Raw genomic sequence first — 20,042 nt, forward strand, 5'->3', positions numbered from 1 at the left:
GGCGTCCTCCCTCAGGCCGGGTCGAAAACGACGACGGGGGCCCCGTCCTCGTCAGCGATGCGGGCGGTGACGGCCATGCCGATGCGAACGTCTTCGGCGGGCACGCCCTCGACGCGGCTCATCATGCGCGGGCCTTCCTCCAGATCGATCAGGGCGACGCTGTAGGCTTCGGCGGGCGGGCGCTGGTTGATCGCGGTGGCCGAATAGACCGTGCCGCGGCCCGAGGCCTTGACCCATTCCAGATCGGTCGCGCCGGTGCGCGGCTCGGCCACGCGCGGATAGAACATGAACCGCCCGCTGGAACGGCTGCGCAGCAGCATGAACCGGCCCTCGGCCAGAAACGCCTTGTACTCGCTCTCGGGCTTCACGCCCGACAGACCCTCATCCGACATCGGATACCTCCCCGTCTCTCTCCCGCCGGCGAGCCTGCCCCGCGCCGCACGGACGCGCAAGCCGCGGGGCGATCTGGCGCAATTGCCAACCGGCGGCGCAGGGCGTAAACCGGGGCGCAGAGACGGAGTGGCTCCAGCAGAGGGAAGACGTCCATGCGTGGCAAGCGCGTCGTGGTTTTCGGCGGATCCGGGTTCATCGGGCGCTATCTGGTGCGCCGGCTGGCGCATGAGGGTGCGCTGGTCACCGTGGCGGTGCGCGACCCGGAAGGGGCGCAGTTCCTGAAGCCGATGGGCGATGTCGGGCAGATCACGCCGCTCTACGCCAATATCCGCAAGCCGAAGACGCTGGAGCGCGCGCTGCAGCATGCCGAAGCGGTGGTCAATCTGGTCGGCGTCCTGCATCAGGGCAATCAGGCCTTTGCCGGCGCCCACGCGCTGGGCGCGAAGAACATCGCCGAGAAGGCCGCCGAGCTCGGCATCGAGACCTTCGTGCAGGTGTCGGCGATCGGCGCGGACGCGGCCAGCGACTCGCTCTATGCCCGCACCAAGGCGGCCGGCGAGAAAGTGGTCATGGATGCGATCCCGACGGCCACGATCCTGCGCCCGTCGGTCGTGTTCGGGCCGGAAGACGATTTCCTGAACCGCTTCGGCGCCATGGCGCGGCTGGTGCCGGTGCTGCCGCTGGTCGGCGGCGGCGAGACCCGCTTCCAGCCGGTCTATGTCGGCGATGTGGCCGACGCCATCATGGCGGCGCTGTCCCGTGAGGACGCACGCGGCAAGACCTACGAGCTGGGCGGCCCGCGTGTGCTGAGCTTCAGGGAGGTCCTCGAGTTCATCCTGGCCGAGACCCGGCGCCGGGCGCTGCTGGTGCCGCTGCCTTTCGCCGCGGCCCTGCCGCTGGGCGCGGTCATGCAGTTCCTGCCGAACCCGCCGCTGACGCTGGATCAGGTCAAGCAGCTGGGCCACGACAATGTGGTCTCCGACGGCGCGCCGGGGCTGGCCGAGCTGGGCATCTCCGCGCCCACGCCGATGCAGGCGATTGCGCCGTCCTACCTCGCCCGCTACCGCAAGCCGGGCAGCCAGCGGACCGCCGACCAGGGCCAGAGCTAGCAACAATCCGAAAGTCATCGGCCGCAACGCCGCAAGATGCTTTCCAAACCATGTCAATATTGTTGACATACCTGCGGGCGCAGCGTATCACCGCCTCGGAGACAGGGTGCTTGCCTTAACGGAGCAAGCTGGCCATATTCCGCGCTCCGATCCCGCTCTTCCGGGCGGTACCGGAGACATGGGGGTGGTCGGGTAAAACCGCGCCGTATCGGCAGAAAGATGCCGTACGGACGGGCCTTGAAGCATCTCTGGAAAACTGCCGGGAGATACCACCCGGACGCGACAGGCAATATTGCCGCGACCGCCGTCTCAGTGACGACGGCCGTGATCGACACGCGGGCGACCGCGTGTACGACGGGGCCCCATCGGAACGGCGGTTGAGACTGTGACGATGGAGTTCTTGATGACGCGACAGACTGAGCGCCAGGGCGCCTATGGCCTGCCGCCCAAGCAGGGCCTGTACGATCCCGCGAACGAGCACGATGCCTGCGGCATCGGCTTCGTCGTCGACATCAAGGGCCGAAAATCGCACGACATCGTCAGCCAGGGTCTGCAGATCCTGGTCAACCTGACCCATCGCGGCGCGGTGGGTGCGGACCCGCTGGAAGGCGACGGCGCCGGAATCATCATCCAGATCCCGCACGACTTCTACACCGAGGTCTGCAACTTCGACCTGCCCGAACCGGGCCAGTACGGCATCATGAACGTGTTCCTGCCCAAGGAGCAGTCGGTCCGCGTGCTGTGCGAGAACATCATCGACCGCTACGTGGTCACCGAGGGCCAGAACATCATCGGCTGGCGCGACGTGCCGGTGAACCGCGAGGGCATCGGCGACAGCGTACTGGCCGTCGAGCCGACGATCCGCCAGCTGTTCGTGGGCCGCGGCGAGAACGTGGCCGATCAGGACGCCTTCGAGCGCAAGCTGTTCGTCATCCGCAAGCAGATCTCCAACGAGGTGCGCAAGGTCGATCACCCGTCGGCGGTGCAGTTCTACGTCACCTCCTCCTCGTCCAGGACGGTCTGCTACAAGGGCATGCTGCTGGCCAATCAGGTCGGCACCTATTACGACGACCTGCGCGACGAGCGCGTGGTCTCGGCGCTCGCCCTGGTGCACCAGCGCTTCTCCACCAACACCTTCCCGGCCTGGCCGCTGGCGCATCCGTTCCGGATGATCTGCCACAATGGCGAGATCAACACCGTCCGCGGCAACGTCAACTGGATGGCGGCGCGCACCCAGGCGCTGGAGTCCGAGCTGCTGGGCGAGGACCTGCGCAAGGTCTTCCCGCTGATCCCCTCGGGCCAGTCCGACTCGGCCTGTTTCGACAATGCGCTGGAACTGCTGGTCGCGGGCGGCTACTCGCTCAGCCACGCGATGATGATGCTGATCCCGGAAGCCTGGGACAACAACCCGCTGATGGATGACAAGCGGCGCGCCTTCTACGAGCACCACGCCGCGCTGATGGAACCGTGGGACGGCCCCGCCGCCGTGGCCTTCACCGACGGCCGCCAGATCGGCGCCACGCTGGACCGCAACGGCCTCCGCCCGGCGCGCTATATCGTGACCGCCGACGATCGCGTCATCCTGGCCTCCGAGGCCGGTACCCTGCCGGTCGAGGAGAAGGACATCGTCCACAAGTGGCGGCTGCAGCCCGGCAAGATGCTGCTGATCGACACCGAGGAAGGCCGCATCATCTCCGACGACGAGATCAAGGCCACCATCTGCCAGTCCAAGCCCTATGGCGACTGGGTGGCGGAGAGCCAGCTGAAGGTCGAGGACCTGCCGCCGGCCAGCGCCCCGATGCGTCCGAACCACGCCACCCTGCTGGATATGCAGCAGGTGTTCGGCTACACGCAGGAAGACCTGAAGTTCCTGATGCAGCCGATGGCGGAGACCGGCGCCGAGGCGATCGGATCGATGGGCAACGACGTGCCGATCCCGGCACTCTCCTCCCGCGGCAAGCCGCTCTACAACTACTTCAAGCAGCTGTTCGCGCAGGTGACCAACCCGCCGATCGACCCGATCCGCGAGGAGCTGGTCATGTCGCTGCTGTCCTTCATCGGACCGCGCCCGAACCTGCTGAACCTGGGCGGCGGCGCGCATGTCCGCCTGGAAATCCCGCAGCCGATCCTGACCAACGAGGATCTGGAGAAGATCCGCCACATCGAGGATGTCGCCTCGAACGATTTCCACGCCCAGACCCTGGACGCGATCTTCCCCGCCGAAGAAGGTCCTGAAGGCATGCGCACGCGCATTGCCGAGCTTCAGGCCGAGGCCGAGGAATGCGTCCGCCGCGGCGAGAACATCATCATTCTCTCCGACCGCCGCATCGACGCCGATCATGTGCCGGTGCCGGCGCTGCTGGCGACGGCGGCCGTGCATCATCACCTGGTGCGGACGGGCCTCAGGACCTCGGTCGGCCTGGTGGTGGAGACCGGCGAGGCCCGCGAGGTGCATCATTTCTGCGTGCTTGCCGGCTACGGCGCCGAGGCGATCAATCCCTGGCTCGCCTTCCAGACGCTGTCGGACATGCATCCGGGCATCTCGCCCGACGACGAGAAGCGCATCCACAAGAACTACATCAAGGCCATCGGCAAGGGCATCCTGAAGGTCATGTCCAAGATGGGCATCTCGACCTACCAGTCCTATTGCGGCGCGCAGATCTTCGACGCCGTGGGCCTGTCATCGGCCTTCGTCGCCGAGTACTTCCCCGGCACCCACACCCAGATCGAGGGCGTCGGGCTGGACGTCATCGCCACCGAGACCTGCGAACGGCACCGGCTGGCCTGGTCTGACGCGCCGATCTACCGCCATGCGCTCGACACCGGCGGCGACTACGCCTTCCGCCTGCGCGGCGAGGCCCATGCCTGGACGCCGGACACGGTGGCCAGCCTGCAGCACGCCGTGCGCGGCAAGGCGCAGGACCAGTACGACGCCTTCGCCAAGGCGCTGAACGACCAGAGCGAGAACCTGCTGACGCCGCGCGGGCTGTTCCGCATCAAGACCGAAGGCACCGGCATTCCGCTCGATCAGGTCGAACCGGCCGAGGAGATCGTGAAGCGCTTCTCCACCGGCGCCATGTCCTTCGGCTCGATCAGCCGCGAGGCGCATTCGACGCTGGCGGTCGCCATGAACCGGATCGGCGGCAAGTCGAACACCGGCGAGGGCGGCGAGGAGCCGGAGCGCTTCGTCGCCAAGCCGAACGGCGATTCCGAACGCTCCGCCATCAAGCAGGTCGCGTCCGGCCGCTTCGGGGTGACGACGGAATACCTCGTCAATTCGGACATGATGCAGATCAAGATGGCGCAGGGCGCGAAGCCCGGCGAGGGCGGGCAGCTGCCCGGCCACAAGGTCGACAAGACAATCGCCAGGGTGCGGCATTCGACGCCGGGCGTGGGTCTGATCTCGCCGCCGCCGCACCACGACATCTACTCGATCGAGGATCTGGCGCAGCTGATCTACGACCTGAAGAACGTCAATCCGGAAGGCGACGTGTCGGTCAAGCTGGTTTCGGAAGTCGGCGTCGGCGTCGTCGCCGCCGGCGTCTCCAAGGCAAAGGCCGACCACGTCACCATCGCCGGCTTCGAGGGCGGCACCGGCGCCTCGCCGCTGACCTCGATCAAGCATGCCGGCAGCCCCTGGGAGATCGGCCTGGCCGAGACCCAGCAGGCGCTGGTGATGAACCGTCTGCGCAGCCGCATCGCGGTGCAGGTCGATGGCGGCCTGCGCACCGGCCGCGACGTGGTCGTCGGCGCGCTGCTTGGCGCCGACGAGTTCGGCTTCGCGACCGCGCCGCTGATCGCCGCCGGCTGCATCATGATGCGCAAGTGCCACCTGAACACCTGCCCGGTCGGGATCGCCACCCAGGATCCGGACCTGCGCAAGAAGTTCACCGGCACGCCCGAGCATGTCATCAACTACTTCTTCTTCGTCGCCGAGGAAGTGCGTCAGCTGATGGCCGCCATGGGCATCGCGAAGTTCGACCAGATGATCGGGCGCACCGACCTGCTGGACAAGAAGCGGGCGATCGACCACTGGAAGGCGCAGGGGCTCGACTTCAGCCGCCTGTTCTTCAAGCCCGCCGTCGCCGCGAATACGCCGGTCCACAACAGCGAGCGTCAGGAACACGACGTCTACGAGATTACCGACCGCAAGCTGATCGAGCTGGCCGAACCGGCGCTGGAGCGCGGCGAGGCGGTGCAGTTCGACCGGCCGATCAAGAACACCGACCGCACCACCGGCGCCATGCTGTCGGGCCGCGTGGCCCGCAAGTACGGCCATGCCGGGCTGCCCGAGGACACGATCAACTTCCGCTTCACGGGCACCGCCGGACAGAGCTTCGGCGCCTTCCTGGCGAGGGGCGTCAGCTTCGAGCTGAAGGGCGACGCCAACGACTATGTCGGCAAGGGCCTGTCGGGCGGGCGGATCGCGATCTATCCAAACCCGGTGAGCCAAATCACGCCCGAGGACAGCATCATCGTCGGCAACACGGTGCTGTATGGCGCGATCGCGGGCGAATGCTACTTCCGCGGCGTCGCCGGCGAACGCTTCTGCGTCCGCAACTCCGGCGCGACGGCGGTGGTCGAGGGCGTGGGCGATCACGGCTGCGAATACATGACCGGCGGCATCGCCATGGTCATCGGCCCGACCGGGCGGAACTTCGCCGCCGGCATGTCGGGCGGCATCGCCTATGTGCTGGACGAGCTCGGCGACTTCGACAAGCGCTGCAACATGGAGATGGTCGACATCCGGCCGGTCGATCCGAAGGATGTCGCGCCCGACGGCGATGTCAGCGATCACCTGCAATACGACGCCAGCCGCATCCGCAAGCTGCTGGAGCGGCACATGCACTACACCGGCAGTGTCCGCGCGAAGGCCCTGCTGGACGATTTCGACAACGCCCTGAAGAAGTTCGTGAAGATCACCCCGCGCGACTATGCGCGGGCGCTGACCGAACTCAGGGCCGAAGAAGCAGCCGTGGCCGAGAAGGCCGCCATGGCGGGAGACGACTGATGGGCAAGGTAACGGGTTTCAAGGAGTACCAGCGCCAGGAGCGGATCTACCGTCCGGTCGAGGAACGGGTCACGCATTTTCGCGAGTTCGTTGTGCCGCTGTCGGAAGAGGAACTGAAGGTCCAGGGCGCGCGCTGCATGGATTGCGGCATTCCGTACTGTCACACCGGCTGCCCGGTGAACAACATCATCCCGGACTGGAACGATCTGGTCTATCGCGACGACTACCGCACCGCGGCGGAAGTGCTGCATTCGACCAACAACTTCCCGGAGTTCACCGGTCGCGTCTGCCCCGCCCCCTGCGAGGCGGCCTGCACGCTGAACATCGATGACGTGCCGGTCACCATCAAGTCGATCGAGTGCGCCATCGCCGACCGCGCCTGGTCCGAGGGCTGGATCGAGCCCCAGATCCCCGACCACAAGACCGGCATGGCGGTCGCGGTCGTCGGTTCCGGCCCGGCCGGTCTTGCGGCAGCGCAGCAGCTGGCCCGCGCCGGCCACGACGTCGATGTCTACGAGAAGCATTCCCGCATGGGCGGCCTGCTCCGCTACGGCATCCCCGACTTCAAGATGGAGAAGGATCTGATCGACCGGCGCATCTCCCAGATGCAGACCGAGGGCGTCAGCTTCTTCGGCGGCATGCATGTCGGCGTCAACAAGGCGGTCGACGAGTTGCTCGAGGACTACGACGCCGTTGTCCTCGCCGCCGGTTCCGAAGAGCCGCGCGACCTGCCGGTTCCCGGGCGTGAACTGGACGGCGTCCACTTCGCGATGGATTTCCTGCCGCAGCAGAACCGCCGCGTCAGCGGCGAGGCGCAGAAGGTGGAGAAGGAGATCCTCGCCACCGACTGCGATGTCGTCGTCATCGGTGGCGGCGATACCGGCTCCGACTGCATCGGCACCAGCTTCCGCCAGGGCGCCAAGTCGGTGACGCAGCTGGAGATCATGCCGGCGCCGCCCGAGAAGGAAAACAAGGGTCTGACCTGGCCGAACTGGCCGCTGAAGATGCGGACCTCATCCAGCCAGGCCGAGGGTGCGGCGCGCGATTTCTCCGTCGTCACCACCGCCATCAAGGGTGAGAACGGCCGTGTCACCGCGATCGAGTGCGCCCGCTGCGAAGGCCCTGAGAAGGGCTTTGCGGTGATCGAGGGCAGCAAGTTCGAGATCAAGGCGGACCTGGTGCTGCTGGCGATGGGCTTCACCAATCCGGTCCTGGACGGCATGGTCGAGACGCTGGGCGTCGAGCTGGACGAGCGCAAGAACGTGCGCGCGAACACCGACGACTACCAGACCTCGATGGGCAAGGTCTTCGCCTGCGGCGACATGCGCCGCGGCCAGTCGCTGATCGTCTGGGCGATCCGCGAGGGCCGGCAGTGCGCCAGGGCGGTCGACGAATATCTGATGGGCGAGACGCTGCTGCCGCGCTGACCGGCGGCGGCGCAGGCCGTCAGTCGAAGTCGAGCAGAAGCAGCAGCGTGTCGACGTCGCGGCCGTTGGCGGCCAGCGGCAGGTGCACCGATCTGAAGCTGCGGAACTCCCGGCCGACGAATTCCAGATCGCCGGCGAAGTAGGCTGGCGCCCGCGTGTCGACGGCGGTGGCGAACTTGGCGTCGTAGTCCTCGCGGATTCCATCGTCGTAGATGTCGTGGAACCAGAAACCGCTGACGTCGCGGCCCATCTGGCGTGCAATGCTGGTCCCGATCAGGCGCCAGCGGAAGCGGGGCGGACGGCCTTCGACGTCCACCAAGCTGACATGGCCGAGCCAGGGACGGAAATCCTCGGGCAGGAAATCGCGCCGGGCCGGCAGCAGGCCGTCGCGGAGGCGGCTCTGCCAGAGATCGTGGATGCCGGTGATCGCCGCGCTCTCGGGAAATCCCTCGGGACGGGCAGAGAGGTTGAGTCGCTTGAGAGTTCCGGACGGCTGTGCGGCGTTCATGCTTCTTCCCGGTTCGCCGGCGCAAATGTGACGCCGCCAGTATCCTGACTAAACCGAACCGGTAAATGAATCCACAATTTCAGAGCCGAAATTGCCCCGACGTCAGTTGGTGCGGGTGGCGGGGAAGCTGACCCGGACGTCCTTCTCAAGCTCCAGATCGCGATAGAGGTCGTCCAGCGGCGGCGGGGCGCCGTTGCGGATCTCGTGTTCGCGGTTCTGGTAGTAGAGCGTGCGGACGGACGCGTAGAGATCGATCGCCGTCGCCTCCAGCGCCTCGAACTCCTCGATCCGCTCGGAGCGGTTGTCCACCAGCCGGGTGCCGGTGCGGGCCATCGAAGGCACGAACCCGAAGACCAGGCTGAACGGATCGGTGACGGTGTCGACCACGAAGCCGGCAGTGTCGCGGCCCGTGGACGGACCCAGCAGCGGCAGCATCAGATACGGGCCGCTCTCATAGCCCCAGACCGCCAGCGTCTGGCCGAAGTCTTCCTTGCGGCGCTCGAAATTGCCCGCGGTGGTGACATCGAACAGGCCGCCCAGGCCGATCGTGGAATTGATGGTGAAGCGCAGGAAGGTGTGCCACGCCGCCTCGGCGTCGCCCTGCAGGATGTTGTTGAACAGCGTCCGCGGCTCGGAAAGGTTTTCCAGCGCATTCGAGACGCCCATGCGGGCCGGCTCGGGCACCACGAAGCGATAGCCGCGCGACACCGGCTCCATCACCGCCTGGTCCAGCCCCATGTTGAACTGGAAGATTTCACGGTTGGTTTCCTCGTACGGATCGTTCGGCGCATCCGCCATCACGACCGTAGACGAAACGAGAAGTGCAGCGCCGCCCAGCAATGCCCCACGCAAGAACTTCATGACCCCAACACCTCCATAACCGGACCTCCAGAATATCATCTGGATCAGCCCCGTCATCCTTGCAACGTACAAGTTTCCAAAGTGTGATGACCGTATGGCACGCCCGCCACAATGTACAATTTGTCGGCATTCGGGCGATTCGCACAAGGGGAGGTTGTTGCATGAGCTACCGGTCGATTTACCGGCAGGATCTGTTTGCGGGCATGGTTGTCCTGGTGACCGGCGGGGGATCCGGCATCGGGCGGTGCGTCGCGCATGAGCTTGCGTCCCTGGGGGCGACGGTCGCGCTGGCGGGGCGCCGAATGGAGCGTCTGGAGGCCACGGCCGCGGAAATCGCCGAGGATGGCGGCAAGGCGATCTGCCATGCCTGCGACCTGCGGGTCGAAGACGCGGTGAAGGAGATGATCGCAGACATCGTCGCCCGCGCGGGCCGGCTGGACGGGGTCGTGAACAATGCCGGCGGGCAATTCACCTCGCCCGCCGCGGACATGTCGACCAAGGGCTACGAGACCGTGCTGCGCAACAACCAGGTGGCGCAGTTCACCGTGGCACGGGAGGCCTTCAACCAGTGGATGAAGGATCATGGCGGCGCCATCGTGAACATCTCCGCCGACCCGATCGGCGGCATGCCGGCCATGGTCCACAGCGCCGGCGCCCGCGCCGGGCTGATCGCGGTCTCGGACACGCTGGCCTATGAATGGGCCGCCAACGGCGTCCGCGTGAACACGGTCGTCCCGGGCTATATCGCCTCGTCGGGCATGAACGCCTACACGCCCGAGATGCAGGCGAAGTTCGCGGCCGGGGTGAAGAAGATGCCGCTGAAGCGCATGGGCACCGAGGCCGAGGTCTCGTCGGTGATCTGCTTCCTGCTGTCGGAGGGCGCGTCCTATGTCACCGGCGCCTGCTACTACGTCCACGGCGCCAGCAGCTCGATCCGCCAGGACTGGGACATACCCGACCATACCAACGCGAAACCCTACCAGGGTTTCCACCGCTATAATGGGCCATCCGCCTTTCTGGGCGATTATGGCAAGGACGGGTCCGGGGAGGATCAGGCATGAAATTCGGCATCTTCTACGAACACCAGATCCCGCGGCCCTGGGACGACCGCTCCGAGCAGCGGACCCTGGACGAGTCGCTGGAGCAGATCGAACTGGCCGACAGCCTCGGCTTCGACAACGCCTGGGTGGTGGAGCATCATTTCCTGGAGGAGTATTCCCACGCCTCGGCGCCGGAAGTCTTCCTCGGCGCCGCCAGCCAGCGGACGAAGAATATCCGCCTGGGCCACGGCATCGTCCAGATCACCACGAACCAGCCGCACCGCGTCGCCGAGAAGGTCTCGACGCTGGACCTGCTGTCCAACGGCCGGGTCGAGCTGGGCCTGGGCGAGGGCGCGGGGCCGGCGGAACTGCACCCCTTCGGCGTTCAGGTCCGCTCCAAGCGTGACCGCTGGGAGGAAGCGGTGAAGGCCATCGTCCCGATGTTCACGAAGACCGACTGGGAGTTCCACGGCGAGTATTTCGACTTCCCCGCGCGCAACGTGGTGCCGAAGCCGCTGCAGAAGCCGCATCCGCCGCTCTGGGTCGCGTGCTCCAACATCAAGACCATCGCCAAGGCGGGCGAGTGGGGCATGGGCGCGCTGGGCTTCAGCTTCATCTCCGCGGAGGCGGCGAAGGCCTGGGTCCACCGCTACTACAACACCATGCTGAAGCATCCGGGCAAGCTGACCGACTACCCGTCGAACCCGAACATCGCCATCGCCAACGGCTTCTTCTGCGCCGAGACCGACGAGGAGGCGATCGAGAAGGCCCATGGCTGGACCTTCTTCATCTTCGCCCTGTCCTATTACGGTCGCATGGGTGTCGACGCGCCGGGCAAGAGCGACCTCTGGTCCGCCTATCAGGAATGGCGCTATTCCGAAAAGGCCGAGAAGGCGGTCGAGAACGCGCTGATCGGCAGCCCCGAGACGCTCAGGCGGAAGATCCGCACCTTCCAGGACGCGCATGTCGACCAGTGCATCCTGGTCGCCCAGGCGGGCCGGACCAGCCACGAGGACATCTGCAAGAGCTACCGCCTGTTCGCCGAGGAGGTCATGCCCGAGTTCCATGCCGAGCAGCCGGCGCATGAAGCCTGGAAGGCGGAGGTGCTGTCGGGCGCGATCGAGCTGGAGGAGCTGACAACCGAGGGCTTCGACCTCTACAGCCATCAGAACGAGGATATCGTCCGGCTGACGCCCGAAGAGCTGAAGGCCCAGATGGCGGCGAAGGAGAAGCAGGCCGCGGCCGGCGACTGACCGGTCGAACCGCCTGCTGCTGCGGAATGCGTTAATCGTTTCGCAACCGTGGCTCATTAACTTGATCTATCAACGTTGGCCGGATACCGGCAGGTCGTGGAGCGGACAGATCAAGTGTTCGATAGCCTGAAAATGAACTTCCGGGCGCAGATCCCGGCCGCTTCCGCGGCGGTGGGATCGTTGGCAGCTTCAGCCGTTGCGGGCCTGCTTCTGTTCCGCAGCGGCATGCCGCTCGCCGGCACGGGCTGCCTTGCCGCCGCGCTGCCCCTGGCGGCCGCGGTCTGGGCGTTCTTCCGTCTGCACGCGGCGCACGCCTGCATCCGCCATCATAACCAGCGCTTCGACGCCTATGCCGAGGCCTCCGGCCAGTGGTTCTGGGAGACCGACGCCGACAACCGCTATGTCTGGTTCTCGAAGAGCGTCCAGAAGTTCATCGATTTCCCGCGCGAGTGGCACTACGGCCGTTCCCGGCTGGAACTCGGCCAGGACGAGCCCTCGGCAGAGTGGGATGCGCATCTGGACGATCTGGCCAACCACCGCCCTTTCAGCGGCTTCACACTGGTCCGCAAGGCGCCAGATGGCACCCGATTCCTCCGGTCCAGCGGCGTCCCGAAGTTCGACGAGAACGGCCAGTTCCAGGGCTATTACGGCGCCGGCTCCAACATCACATCGGAAATCCATACACACGACATGCTGCGGGACGCCTTCGACGCCCTGTCCGAGGGAATCGCCGTCTTCGACAACAGGGACCGGCTGCTGTTCTGCAACCGGACCTATATCGCCAGCAACCAGCCGATCGCCGACCGGCTGAAGCCGGGACTGGATTACGCCGAGATGATCGGACTGTTCGTCGAGAACACCCTGCCAGAGGACTGGACGCCGGAACGGCGGCAGGACTGGGGCCGGACGCGGCTCGCGCTCAGGGATTCCGACGAACCGGTGTTCGAGACGCCGACCTATGGCAACCGTTGGTGCCGGGTCGCCGATCACCGCACCCGCAACGGCGGCACCGTCGTGGTCCGGACCGACATCACCTCGCTGATGGAGCGCCAGCAGGAGCTGAAATGCGAGCGCGACCGGGCCGAGCGGGCGAACCGCGCCAAGACCGAATTCCTGACCAACATGAGCCATGAGCTCCGCACGCCATTGAACGCCATCATCGGCTTCTCGGAAGCGATGCATGAGGAAATTCTCGGCCCGCTCTCCGACCGCTACCGCCGCTATGCCGGCGACATCACCGACAGCGGACGGCATCTGCTGGCCCTGATCAACGACCTTCTGGACAGCGCGAAGCTGGAATCCGGCCAGTATGAGATCCGGCACGAAACCTTCGACGCCGCCGCCTGCTGCCAGACGGTGCTGACGCTGATGCAGGTCGAATTCGAGCGACGGCGGCAGCGGCTGGAGACCCGGATCGGTCTGCCCGAAGGCACGATGCTTCATGCCGACGAACGCGCGGTGAAACAGGTGCTGCTGAACCTGCTGTCGAACGCCGCGAAGTTCTCGCCGGCCGGCGGGGAGATCCTGCTGTCGGCGGGCTGCGAGGGCGCCGATCTCGAAATCCGGGTCACGGACCGCGGCCAGGGCATCGACCCGGCGGACATGGAGCGCGTCTTCGAACGCTTCGTGCAGGTTCAGTCTGCCATGAGCCGGTCCCACAGCGGCACCGGCATCGGACTGCCGCTCAGCCGGGCGCTGGCCGAGATGCATGGCGGGACGCTGGACCTCGAAAGCCAACCCGGCAAGGGCACCACGGCCATACTGCGGCTGCCGGACGTGCTGCGTTTCCAGCAGTCGGCCGCCGCGATCTGAGGCCCCTCAGGCCGACTTGCCCTGCGCGTGGAATATGAAGCCGAGCAGGTTCATCAGCAGCTGGGCCGCCAGGAACGCCGTTGTCCCGTCGCGGTCGTAATCCGGCGCAACCTCGACCAGATCGATGCCGGCGACCTCGCCGCGCGTGACCAGACCCTGCAGGAACTCCAGTATCTCGTAGTAGAGAAACCCGCCATGACTGGGCGTCCCCGTCCCCGGCGCGATGGAGGGGTCGAAACCGTCGATGTCGATGGTGAGGTAATAGCGCTTGCCCGCAGGCACGCGGGCCAGCACGCCCTCGGGACCCAGCTTCCTGAACTGCCGGACCGAGAGAATGTCCGATCCCGCGGCGCGCGCGGCGGCGTAGTCGTCCCGGTTCGATGAGGAGACGTTGCGGATACCGAGTTGGGTGAAGCCGGTGACGTGATCCATCTCCGAGGCGCGGCGCAGCGGATTGCCGTGGCCGTAGCGGACGCCGTGCCGCTCGTCGACGAAATCGAGATGCGCATCGACATGGACGATGTGGACCGGTTCCCGGTCCGAGAACGCCCGGATACAGGGGATGTGGACGCTGTGATCGCCGCCCAGAACCACGGGAAGGGCGCCTGCATCCAGTATCTTCCGGACACCCCATTCTATGTTGTCGTGGCTTTTGACGGTATCGGTGTGGATGATGTCCGCATCGCCCACATCCACGAGACGCACCTTTTCCACCGGGAGATAGGTCACATCGTCTTCATGATCGTATGCCCCGCCATGTCCGAAGCTGAACAGCGTCGACGCCTCGCGGATGGCGCGCGGGCCGAAGCGGGCCCCGGCGCGGTACTGGGTCCCCATGTCGAAGGGCGCGCCCAGGATCGCGGCGTCGGCGTCGATATTGTCCCAGTCCAGACAGACCGGCTGCTTGCCGAAGGTGCAGTGGCCGACGAAGGGCAGATTCAGCCGTCCGCTATCATAGGCGTTGCCGGTCATGCGATCCGCTCCCTGCTGCTGGCGCTCGCCGCCATGCTCCTTCCGATCCTGTCCGCGGCGCAAGCCCCGGCAGCCGCGCAGGCGGTCGACGTCGCCATCGTGCTGGCCGTCGACGCCTCCGCCAGCGTCGATGCGGGCGAGTTCCGGCTGCAGATGGAAGGGACGGCCGACGCCCTGGAGAACCCGGATGTCCTCGCGGCCATCGCGCGCGGCAACCGGGGCGCGATCGCCGTCAGCACGATGCAGTGGTCCACCCTGGATCAGCAGGCGGTGACGCTGGGCTGGACCGTGATCCGCGATGCGTCGGACGCGGCGGCGGCGGCATCCGTCATCCGCAACGCCCCCCGCATGGTGATCCCGTCCGGCACGGCGCTGGGCGACGCCGTCTCCTTCGCCATGGGCATGCTGGGCCGCCTGCCCTACAGCGCCGACCGGCTGGTGGTGGACGTCTCCGGCGACGGCAAGAACGTGCATCCGCCGCTGCTGCTGCGGGTGAAGGAGCGCGCGGTCTGGGCGGGAATCACCATCAACGGCCTGCCGATCATCTCGGCCGACCCCAACATCCACTACTATTATCAGGACACGGTGATTGCAGGACCCGGCGCCTTCATCGAAATTGCCGACAGCTACGAGGTGTTCGGCGAGGCGATGCGGCGCAAGCTGATCCGGGAGATCAAGGGACCGCCGCCGGTATCCATGCTGGCCGACTGACGGGGAGGACGCGATGCAGATTCAGCTCTCGAACGAGGAACGGGCGCTGCAGGAGAAGGCGCGCTATCTGGCGGAGAACGTCATCGCCTCCCGCGCCGTCGAGATCGACCGCACCGAGGAATACCCCTGGGACAATGTGAAGGCGCTGAACGACGCCGGGCTGATGGGCCTGACCGTGCCGAAGGAACTCGGCGGTCCGGGCCGCTCTTTCCTGGACGCCGTGCTGGTGATCGAGGAGATGGCGAAGGTCTGCGGCGTCACCGGCCGCATCGCGGTCGAGAGCAACATGGGCGCGATTTCCGCCATCCTGCAATACGGCACCGACGAGCAACGGAAGATGGCCGCGAGCTTCGTCCTCGGCGGCGACAAGCCGGCGATCTGCATCACCGAACCGGACGCCGGCTCCGCCGCGACCGAGATGACCACCCGCGCCGAGAAGCACGGTGACACCTGGGTGCTGAACGGCAAGAAGCACTGGATCACCGGTGGCGGTGTCTCGCGGCTGCATCTGATCTTCGCCCGCGCCTTCGACGAGAGCGGCGAGGAACTGGGCATCGGCGGGTTCATCGCCGTGCGCGACGAGGATGCGGGGCTGAAGATCGGCAAGCGCGAGCCGACCATGGGTCTGCGCGGGATCCCCGAGGCCGAGGTGATCTTCGAGGATCTGGAACTCCCGGAGAGCCGCGTCCTGATGGCGCCGGGCGGCTTCCGGCGCGGCTTTGCCAGCCTGATGAACGCCTACAACTCCCAGCGCGTCGGGGCCGGCACCATGGCGCTCGGCATCGCCGCGGGCGCGCTGGAGCACGCGAAGGCCTACGCGCTGGAACGGGTGCAGTTCGGCCGCCCCATCGCCGAATTCCAGGGCCTGCAATGGATGCTGGCCGACATGGCAATCCAGGTGGATGCGGCGCGGCTTATGCTGCAGGGCGCGGCGCGCTCCAGGGGCGCCAATGACAGCCCCTTCCCCGATCCCTATTCGGCGGCGCAGGCCAAGGTCTTCGCCTCCGAGATGGCGATCAAGGTGACCAACGACGCGCTGCAGATCTTCGGGGCCAAGGGCTACTCCCGCGACACGCCGATGGAACGCATGGTCCGCGACGCGCGCATGTTCACCATCGGCGGCGGCACGGCGCAGGTCCTCCGCACCACCGTCGCCTCGCACCTGCTCGGCATGAAACTGCCGCAGACGCGGGATGGTTATGCGGGCCGGAACTCGCCGCCGCCGAAGCAGGCGGCGGAGTAGGAGGCCTTCGGATCAAGTCCGAAGGCAGCAAAGTGGTTCCGGCGCATGTTTTCCGTCCTCGGGCTTGACCCGAGGACCTTGGCTGGACCGATCAATCCAGCGGAATCTGATCCGAAAGATCGCGCCAGTCCGGGTTCACATCCGAGACCAGCTTGTCCTTCCACTCGCGGTTCCAGTGCTTCAGCGTCCGTTCCCGCTGTCGCGCGTTCAGGACATACTGGTGCTCTTCGAAATAGACGAGCTTTGTCAGCCGGTACTTCGACGAGAATTCCGACAGCTTTTCGCGATGCTCGGTGAGCCGGCGGCGCAGGTCGTTGGTGAAGCCGATGTAGAGCGTCGTGTCGTACTTGTTGGACAGGATGTAGACGAAGTATCGGTGACGCCGCATGTGCGGCAGCCTCGGTGCCGGAGGCCTTCGGATCAAGTCCGAAGGCGACAAAGGTGTATGCGAAGCCCACTTTTCCGTCCTCGGGCTTGACCCGAGGACCTTGGCTCACTGCAGGCGGCGCGCCGGATTGTTCAGATAGAAGTGATCGTTTGCGGCAAAGCGCAAATTCGATTCCAGCCGGTGCCGGAGGCCTTCGGATCAAGTCCGAAGGCGAAAAAGGCGCTACCCCACGCAGATATCCACGAACCGATCCACTTCCTCGTCGGTGGTCGCGAACGATGTCACCAGCCGGACGCCGGTCGGTCCGACGGCGGCCATGTCGTAGAAGGCGGCGCCTTCGGCCCGCAGCTTGTCGCCCGCGCCGTCCGGCAGGTTGACGAACAGTTCGTTGGCCTCGACCGGATGCGCGAAGCTGACGGAGTTGATCCGGGCGAGCCCGTCATGCAGCCGAGTGGCTGCGCGGTTGGCGTGGCGCGCGTTCTCCAGCCAGAGATCGTCGGTCACAAAGGCCAGCAGCTGCGCCGACAGGAACCGCATCTTGGAAAACAGGTGTCCCGCCCGCTTGCGGCGATAGATGAAGTCCTTCGCCAGATCGGTGTCGAAGAAGATCACCGCCTCGGCGGCCATCGCCCCGTTCTTGGTCGCGCCGAAGGAAAGCGCGTCGACGCCCGCCTTCCAGGTCAGTTCTGCGGGGCTGCAGCCGGCGCTGACCAGCGCGTTGGCGAAGCGCGCGCCGTCCATGTGCACCTTGCAGTTCATGTCATGGGCCAGACCCGACAGCTCGGCGATCCGGTCCGGCGTGTAGACCGTGCCCCATTCGGTGCATTGCGTCAGCGTCACCGCTGCGGGCTGCGGATTGTGGTCGAAGCCGACGGTGAAGCGGCCCAGCCCTTCCTTCAACCCTTCCGGCGTGATCCGGCCGGATTCATGCGCCACCGTATAGAGCTTCGCCCCGCCGGTGAAGAATTCGGGGCCGCAGCATTCGTCGTCGAAACAGTGAGAATGCTCGTAGCAGAAGATCGCGCCCCAGGGCGGCGCCATGGCCGACAGCGCGAGGCAGTTGGCCGCCGAGCCGGTGGCGACGGGAAAAACCGCCAGATCGGTCTCGAAGATGTCCCTCAGCTTCGCTTCGAGCGCCTTCGTGATCTCGTCGGCGCCATAGGACGGGACGTTGCCGCCATTGGCGTCGGCCAGCGCCTGCAGGATCGCCGGATGAACCCCGGCGGTATTGTCGGAGGCGAATTGCATGGAAACTCCTGTTTCTGGCCGGTCCCCGCGTCCCGGGTCGAGGACCCGCCGATTATCCCGCGATCGAAGTGCTGGGAACCTCAGCTGTCACCCCCGCTTCATGCGGGGGTCCGGAGCGGCTGCGCCGCAAGTCTCATGGCTTGACCGGATGCCCGCATGAAGCGGGCATGACATCAGGGACCGATGGCAGCCTGCCTACTTCAGTTCGATCTCGACGAAGACGAACTCGAAATCATTGTCGTTGATGACGTCGTGCTCGACGCCTTCCTGGCGGGTGTAGGACACACCGGCGGTCAGCGGCGCCTTCGACAGACCGTCCTTCGTCTCGATGGTCAGGTCGCCCGTGGTGCCGGGCACGACGACGTAGTCCATCTCGTGGCGGTGCCAGCCCGTATGGGCCCCGGGTGCGAAGCGCCACTCGGTCACCACCACGCGGTCGTTGTCGATCTGCTTCGTCGGCACCGCCATCGGCCGTTCGCTCATGACGCCTGCTCCTTCAGCCAGTCCCTGAGTTCGAATTTCAGCACCTTGCCCAGCGCGTTGCGCGGCAACGCGTCAATCCCGATCACCGCCCTGGGCTGCTTGAAGCGTGCGACACGGCCCTCGAACAGGCCGAGCAGCGCCGCCTCGTCCAGCGCCTGCCCCTCGCGCGGCACGGCAACGATCACCGGCACCTCGTCCCAGCGCGGATCGGGACGGCCGACCACGGCGAACTCGGCCAGATCGGCCTCGGCCGCGAGGATCTGCTCCAGCTCCGCCGGATAGACATTCTCTCCGCCCGAGATGATCACGTCCTTGGCCCGGTCCTCGATGTAGTGGAAACCGTCGGCGTCGCGCCGCGCGACATCGCCCATGCGGAACCAGCCTTCGGCGAAGGCCGCCTCGGTGGCTTCCGGGTTGCGCCAGTAACCGGAGAAGACATTGGGCCCGCGCACCAGCAACTCGCCGGTCTCGCCGTTGCCCAGTTCGTTGCCGTCGCGGCCGACGATCTTTGCGGACACGTGTATAGCCGGCTTGCCGCAGGACCCGGCATGGTCCAGCGCATCGGGACGGCGCAGCACAACGGCCAGCGGCGCGGTCTCGGTGGAACCGTAGATCTGTCCGACCGGGACGCCGCGGTCGTGGAATCGCTGGATCAGCGCCACCGGCACCGTAGTCGAGCCCGCCATGACGAAGCGCAGCGAGGAGATGTCGGTGGTCGGCCAGTCCGGATGCTCGGTCAGCGCCTGCATCATGGCCGGGACCGCCAGCGCCAGCGTGGGCCGGTCGCGCTGGATCGCCGCCAGCGTGACGCCCGGCTCGAAGCGCCGGTGCAGCAGCACGGTCGCGCCGCAATGCAGCGCCGGGGTGAGCTGGTTGTTGAGGCCGCCGACATGAAAGAGCGGGAGGTTGCCCAGAATGACGTCGTCGGAGGTCATGTCATGGGCGTGCTGGGAATTGACCGCATTCCAGAAGACGTTGCCCTGGGTCAGCACCGCGCCCTTCGGCTTGCCCGTCGTGCCGGAGGTGTAGACCAGCAGCACCGGCGCATCGTAGCCGGGGCTCGGCAGGGTGCAGGCCGGACCGCCCTCGGGCCATGCCTCCCAGCCCTCGCCTTCGGCGTCCACGCCGATGAATCCCATGCCGCTCAGATCGCCGCGGATCTGCGCCACGTGATCGAAGAACATGCCGTCCGCGAACAGCAGCTTCGGCTCGGCATCCTGCAGCTGATACAGATGCTCGGGCGGGGCCAGCCGCCAGTTGAGCGTCACCAGCATCGCGCCGATGCGGGCGCAGGCGAAGAAGAGCGTCAGCTCCTTCACCGTGTTCTCGCCCAGATGCGCGACGCGGTCGCCGGTTCCGATGCCGCGCGCCTGCAGCGCCCCGGCCAACGCCTCGATCCGGGTGGCGAAATCGCGGTAGCTCAGATCGCCCTGCTCGTCGCGGATCGCGGTCTTCGCGGGCGTCTGATCGGCCCAGCCCGCAATCCAGCCGGAGAGGTCCATGTCGGTCGGCATCGTCATGGCGGTGAGTGTGCCGATGGGGCGGCGCTTGGCAAGGGGATCGCGCCCACGGCCGCCTGGCGA

16 protein-coding genes are annotated in these 20,042 nt (G+C 66.4%); 8 read left to right on the forward strand and 8 right to left on the reverse strand.

Annotation, left to right across the window (positions count from 1 at the left end):
* Window positions 1-11: 11 nt before the first annotated feature.
* On the reverse strand, window positions 12-392 hold the full coding sequence (locus ACMVY4_RS03295) for a Zn-ribbon domain-containing OB-fold protein (protein WP_416898773.1): 381 nt from the start codon (window positions 390-392) through the stop codon (window positions 12-14).
* Window positions 393-545: 153 nt separating this feature from the next.
* Between ACMVY4_RS03295 and ACMVY4_RS03300 the strand changes: the two genes are divergently transcribed.
* The 3 genes from ACMVY4_RS03300 (at window position 546) to ACMVY4_RS03310 (ending at window position 7,940) form a co-directional block, all read left to right on the forward strand.
* A complete protein-coding gene (locus ACMVY4_RS03300) occupies window positions 546-1,502 on the forward strand; it encodes a complex I NDUFA9 subunit family protein (protein WP_416898774.1) in 957 nt (318 codons plus the stop codon).
* A 403-nt stretch (window positions 1,503-1,905) separates the two neighbouring features.
* The gene (gene gltB, locus ACMVY4_RS03305; RefSeq protein WP_416898775.1) at window positions 1,906-6,513 is read left to right on the forward strand and encodes a glutamate synthase large subunit; all 4,608 of its coding nucleotides are present in this window, start codon (window positions 1,906-1,908) and stop codon (window positions 6,511-6,513) included.
* Window positions 6,513-7,940 (forward strand): glutamate synthase subunit beta, encoded by a 1,428-nt coding sequence (locus ACMVY4_RS03310; RefSeq protein ID WP_416898776.1) that lies wholly within the window; start codon window positions 6,513-6,515, stop codon window positions 7,938-7,940. The genes gltB and ACMVY4_RS03310 overlap by 1 nt, the downstream gene beginning before the upstream one ends.
* Before the next feature lie 19 nt (window positions 7,941-7,959).
* Here ACMVY4_RS03310 and ACMVY4_RS03315 read toward each other — a convergent pair whose 3' ends face one another.
* Complete coding sequence (locus tag ACMVY4_RS03315; protein ID WP_416898777.1) at window positions 7,960-8,448, reverse strand: PAS domain-containing protein; 489 nt, start codon at window positions 8,446-8,448, stop codon at window positions 7,960-7,962.
* Between the two features lie 102 nt (window positions 8,449-8,550).
* Window positions 8,551-9,309, reverse strand: coding sequence for a VacJ family lipoprotein (locus tag ACMVY4_RS03320; protein ID WP_416898778.1), 759 nt, complete (start codon window positions 9,307-9,309; stop codon window positions 8,551-8,553).
* Between the two features lie 161 nt (window positions 9,310-9,470).
* On the opposite strand from ACMVY4_RS03320, the gene ACMVY4_RS03325 reads away from it, so the two are divergent.
* The 3 genes from ACMVY4_RS03325 (at window position 9,471) to ACMVY4_RS03335 (ending at window position 13,414) form a co-directional block, all read left to right on the forward strand.
* On the forward strand, window positions 9,471-10,370 hold the full coding sequence (locus ACMVY4_RS03325) for an SDR family oxidoreductase (RefSeq protein WP_416898779.1): 900 nt from the start codon (window positions 9,471-9,473) through the stop codon (window positions 10,368-10,370).
* Window positions 10,367-11,602: an LLM class flavin-dependent oxidoreductase gene (locus ACMVY4_RS03330; RefSeq protein WP_416898780.1), complete on the forward strand. Its 1,236-nt coding sequence runs from the start codon at window positions 10,367-10,369 to the stop codon at window positions 11,600-11,602. Before ACMVY4_RS03325 ends, ACMVY4_RS03330 begins: the two co-directional genes overlap by 4 nt.
* A 180-nt stretch (window positions 11,603-11,782) precedes the next feature.
* Window positions 11,783-13,414, forward strand: a complete 1,632-nt coding sequence (locus ACMVY4_RS03335; protein WP_416898781.1) for an ATP-binding protein — start codon at window positions 11,783-11,785, stop codon at window positions 13,412-13,414.
* Window positions 13,415-13,420: 6 nt separating this feature from the next.
* On the opposite strand, the gene speB is transcribed toward ACMVY4_RS03335, so the two are convergent.
* Complete coding sequence (speB, locus tag ACMVY4_RS03340) at window positions 13,421-14,386, reverse strand: agmatinase (RefSeq protein ID WP_416898782.1); 966 nt, start codon at window positions 14,384-14,386, stop codon at window positions 13,421-13,423.
* Between the two features lie 33 nt (window positions 14,387-14,419).
* Here speB and ACMVY4_RS03345 point away from each other — a divergent pair, with 33 nt between their 5' ends.
* Window positions 14,420-15,097: a DUF1194 domain-containing protein gene (locus tag ACMVY4_RS03345; RefSeq protein ID WP_416898783.1), complete on the forward strand. Its 678-nt coding sequence runs from the start codon at window positions 14,420-14,422 to the stop codon at window positions 15,095-15,097.
* Between the two features lie 13 nt (window positions 15,098-15,110).
* Window positions 15,111-16,340 (forward strand): 3-sulfinopropanoyl-CoA desulfinase, encoded by a 1,230-nt coding sequence (gene acdA, locus ACMVY4_RS03350; RefSeq protein WP_416898784.1) that lies wholly within the window; start codon window positions 15,111-15,113, stop codon window positions 16,338-16,340.
* Window positions 16,341-16,431: 91 nt separating this feature from the next.
* Here the strand turns inward: acdA and ACMVY4_RS03355 are convergent, their stop codons facing one another.
* The 4 genes from ACMVY4_RS03355 to ACMVY4_RS03370 form a co-directional block, all read right to left on the reverse strand.
* The gene (locus tag ACMVY4_RS03355) at window positions 16,432-16,728 is read right to left on the reverse strand and encodes a GIY-YIG nuclease family protein (protein WP_416898785.1); all 297 of its coding nucleotides are present in this window, start codon (window positions 16,726-16,728) and stop codon (window positions 16,432-16,434) included.
* Window positions 16,729-16,950: 222 nt separating this feature from the next.
* Window positions 16,951-17,976, reverse strand: a complete 1,026-nt coding sequence (locus ACMVY4_RS03360) for a threonine aldolase family protein (protein WP_416898786.1) — start codon at window positions 17,974-17,976, stop codon at window positions 16,951-16,953.
* Window positions 17,977-18,171: 195 nt separating this feature from the next.
* Window positions 18,172-18,459: a cupin domain-containing protein gene (locus ACMVY4_RS03365; RefSeq protein WP_416898787.1), complete on the reverse strand. Its 288-nt coding sequence runs from the start codon at window positions 18,457-18,459 to the stop codon at window positions 18,172-18,174.
* Complete coding sequence (locus ACMVY4_RS03370) at window positions 18,456-19,979, reverse strand: acyl-CoA synthetase (RefSeq protein WP_416898788.1); 1,524 nt, start codon at window positions 19,977-19,979, stop codon at window positions 18,456-18,458. The genes ACMVY4_RS03365 and ACMVY4_RS03370 overlap by 4 nt, the downstream gene beginning before the upstream one ends.
* Window positions 19,980-20,042 lie beyond the last annotated feature (63 nt).

This window comes from Minwuia sp. (assembly GCF_048007105.1).
Classification (GTDB): Bacteria; Pseudomonadota; Alphaproteobacteria; order Minwuiales; family Minwuiaceae; genus Minwuia.

Bases quoted from the DNA above. Each gene is read 5' to 3' on its own strand.
- ACMVY4_RS03370 (WP_416898788.1), bottom strand. From the start codon at position 19,979: ATGACGATGCCGACCGACATGGACCTCTCCGGCTGGATTGCGGGCTGG.
- ACMVY4_RS03310 (WP_416898776.1), top strand. From the start codon at position 6,513: ATGGGCAAGGTAACGGGTTTCAAGGAGTACCAGCGCCAGGAGCGGATC.
- ACMVY4_RS03320 (WP_416898778.1), bottom strand. From the start codon at position 9,309: ATGAAGTTCTTGCGTGGGGCATTGCTGGGCGGCGCTGCACTTCTCGTT.
- ACMVY4_RS03355 (WP_416898785.1), bottom strand. From the start codon at position 16,728: ATGCGGCGTCACCGATACTTCGTCTACATCCTGTCCAACAAGTACGAC.
- ACMVY4_RS03315 (WP_416898777.1), bottom strand. From the start codon at position 8,448: ATGAACGCCGCACAGCCGTCCGGAACTCTCAAGCGACTCAACCTCTCT.
- ACMVY4_RS03365 (WP_416898787.1), bottom strand. From the start codon at position 18,459: ATGAGCGAACGGCCGATGGCGGTGCCGACGAAGCAGATCGACAACGAC.
- gltB (WP_416898775.1), top strand. From the start codon at position 1,906: ATGACGCGACAGACTGAGCGCCAGGGCGCCTATGGCCTGCCGCCCAAG.
- ACMVY4_RS03325 (WP_416898779.1), top strand. From the start codon at position 9,471: ATGAGCTACCGGTCGATTTACCGGCAGGATCTGTTTGCGGGCATGGTT.
- ACMVY4_RS03330 (WP_416898780.1), top strand. From the start codon at position 10,367: ATGAAATTCGGCATCTTCTACGAACACCAGATCCCGCGGCCCTGGGAC.
- ACMVY4_RS03360 (WP_416898786.1), bottom strand. From the start codon at position 17,976: ATGCAATTCGCCTCCGACAATACCGCCGGGGTTCATCCGGCGATCCTG.
- ACMVY4_RS03300 (WP_416898774.1), top strand. From the start codon at position 546: ATGCGTGGCAAGCGCGTCGTGGTTTTCGGCGGATCCGGGTTCATCGGG.
- ACMVY4_RS03345 (WP_416898783.1), top strand. From the start codon at position 14,420: ATGCTCCTTCCGATCCTGTCCGCGGCGCAAGCCCCGGCAGCCGCGCAG.
- speB (WP_416898782.1), bottom strand. From the start codon at position 14,386: ATGACCGGCAACGCCTATGATAGCGGACGGCTGAATCTGCCCTTCGTC.
- ACMVY4_RS03295 (WP_416898773.1), bottom strand. From the start codon at position 392: ATGTCGGATGAGGGTCTGTCGGGCGTGAAGCCCGAGAGCGAGTACAAG.
- acdA (WP_416898784.1), top strand. From the start codon at position 15,111: ATGCAGATTCAGCTCTCGAACGAGGAACGGGCGCTGCAGGAGAAGGCG.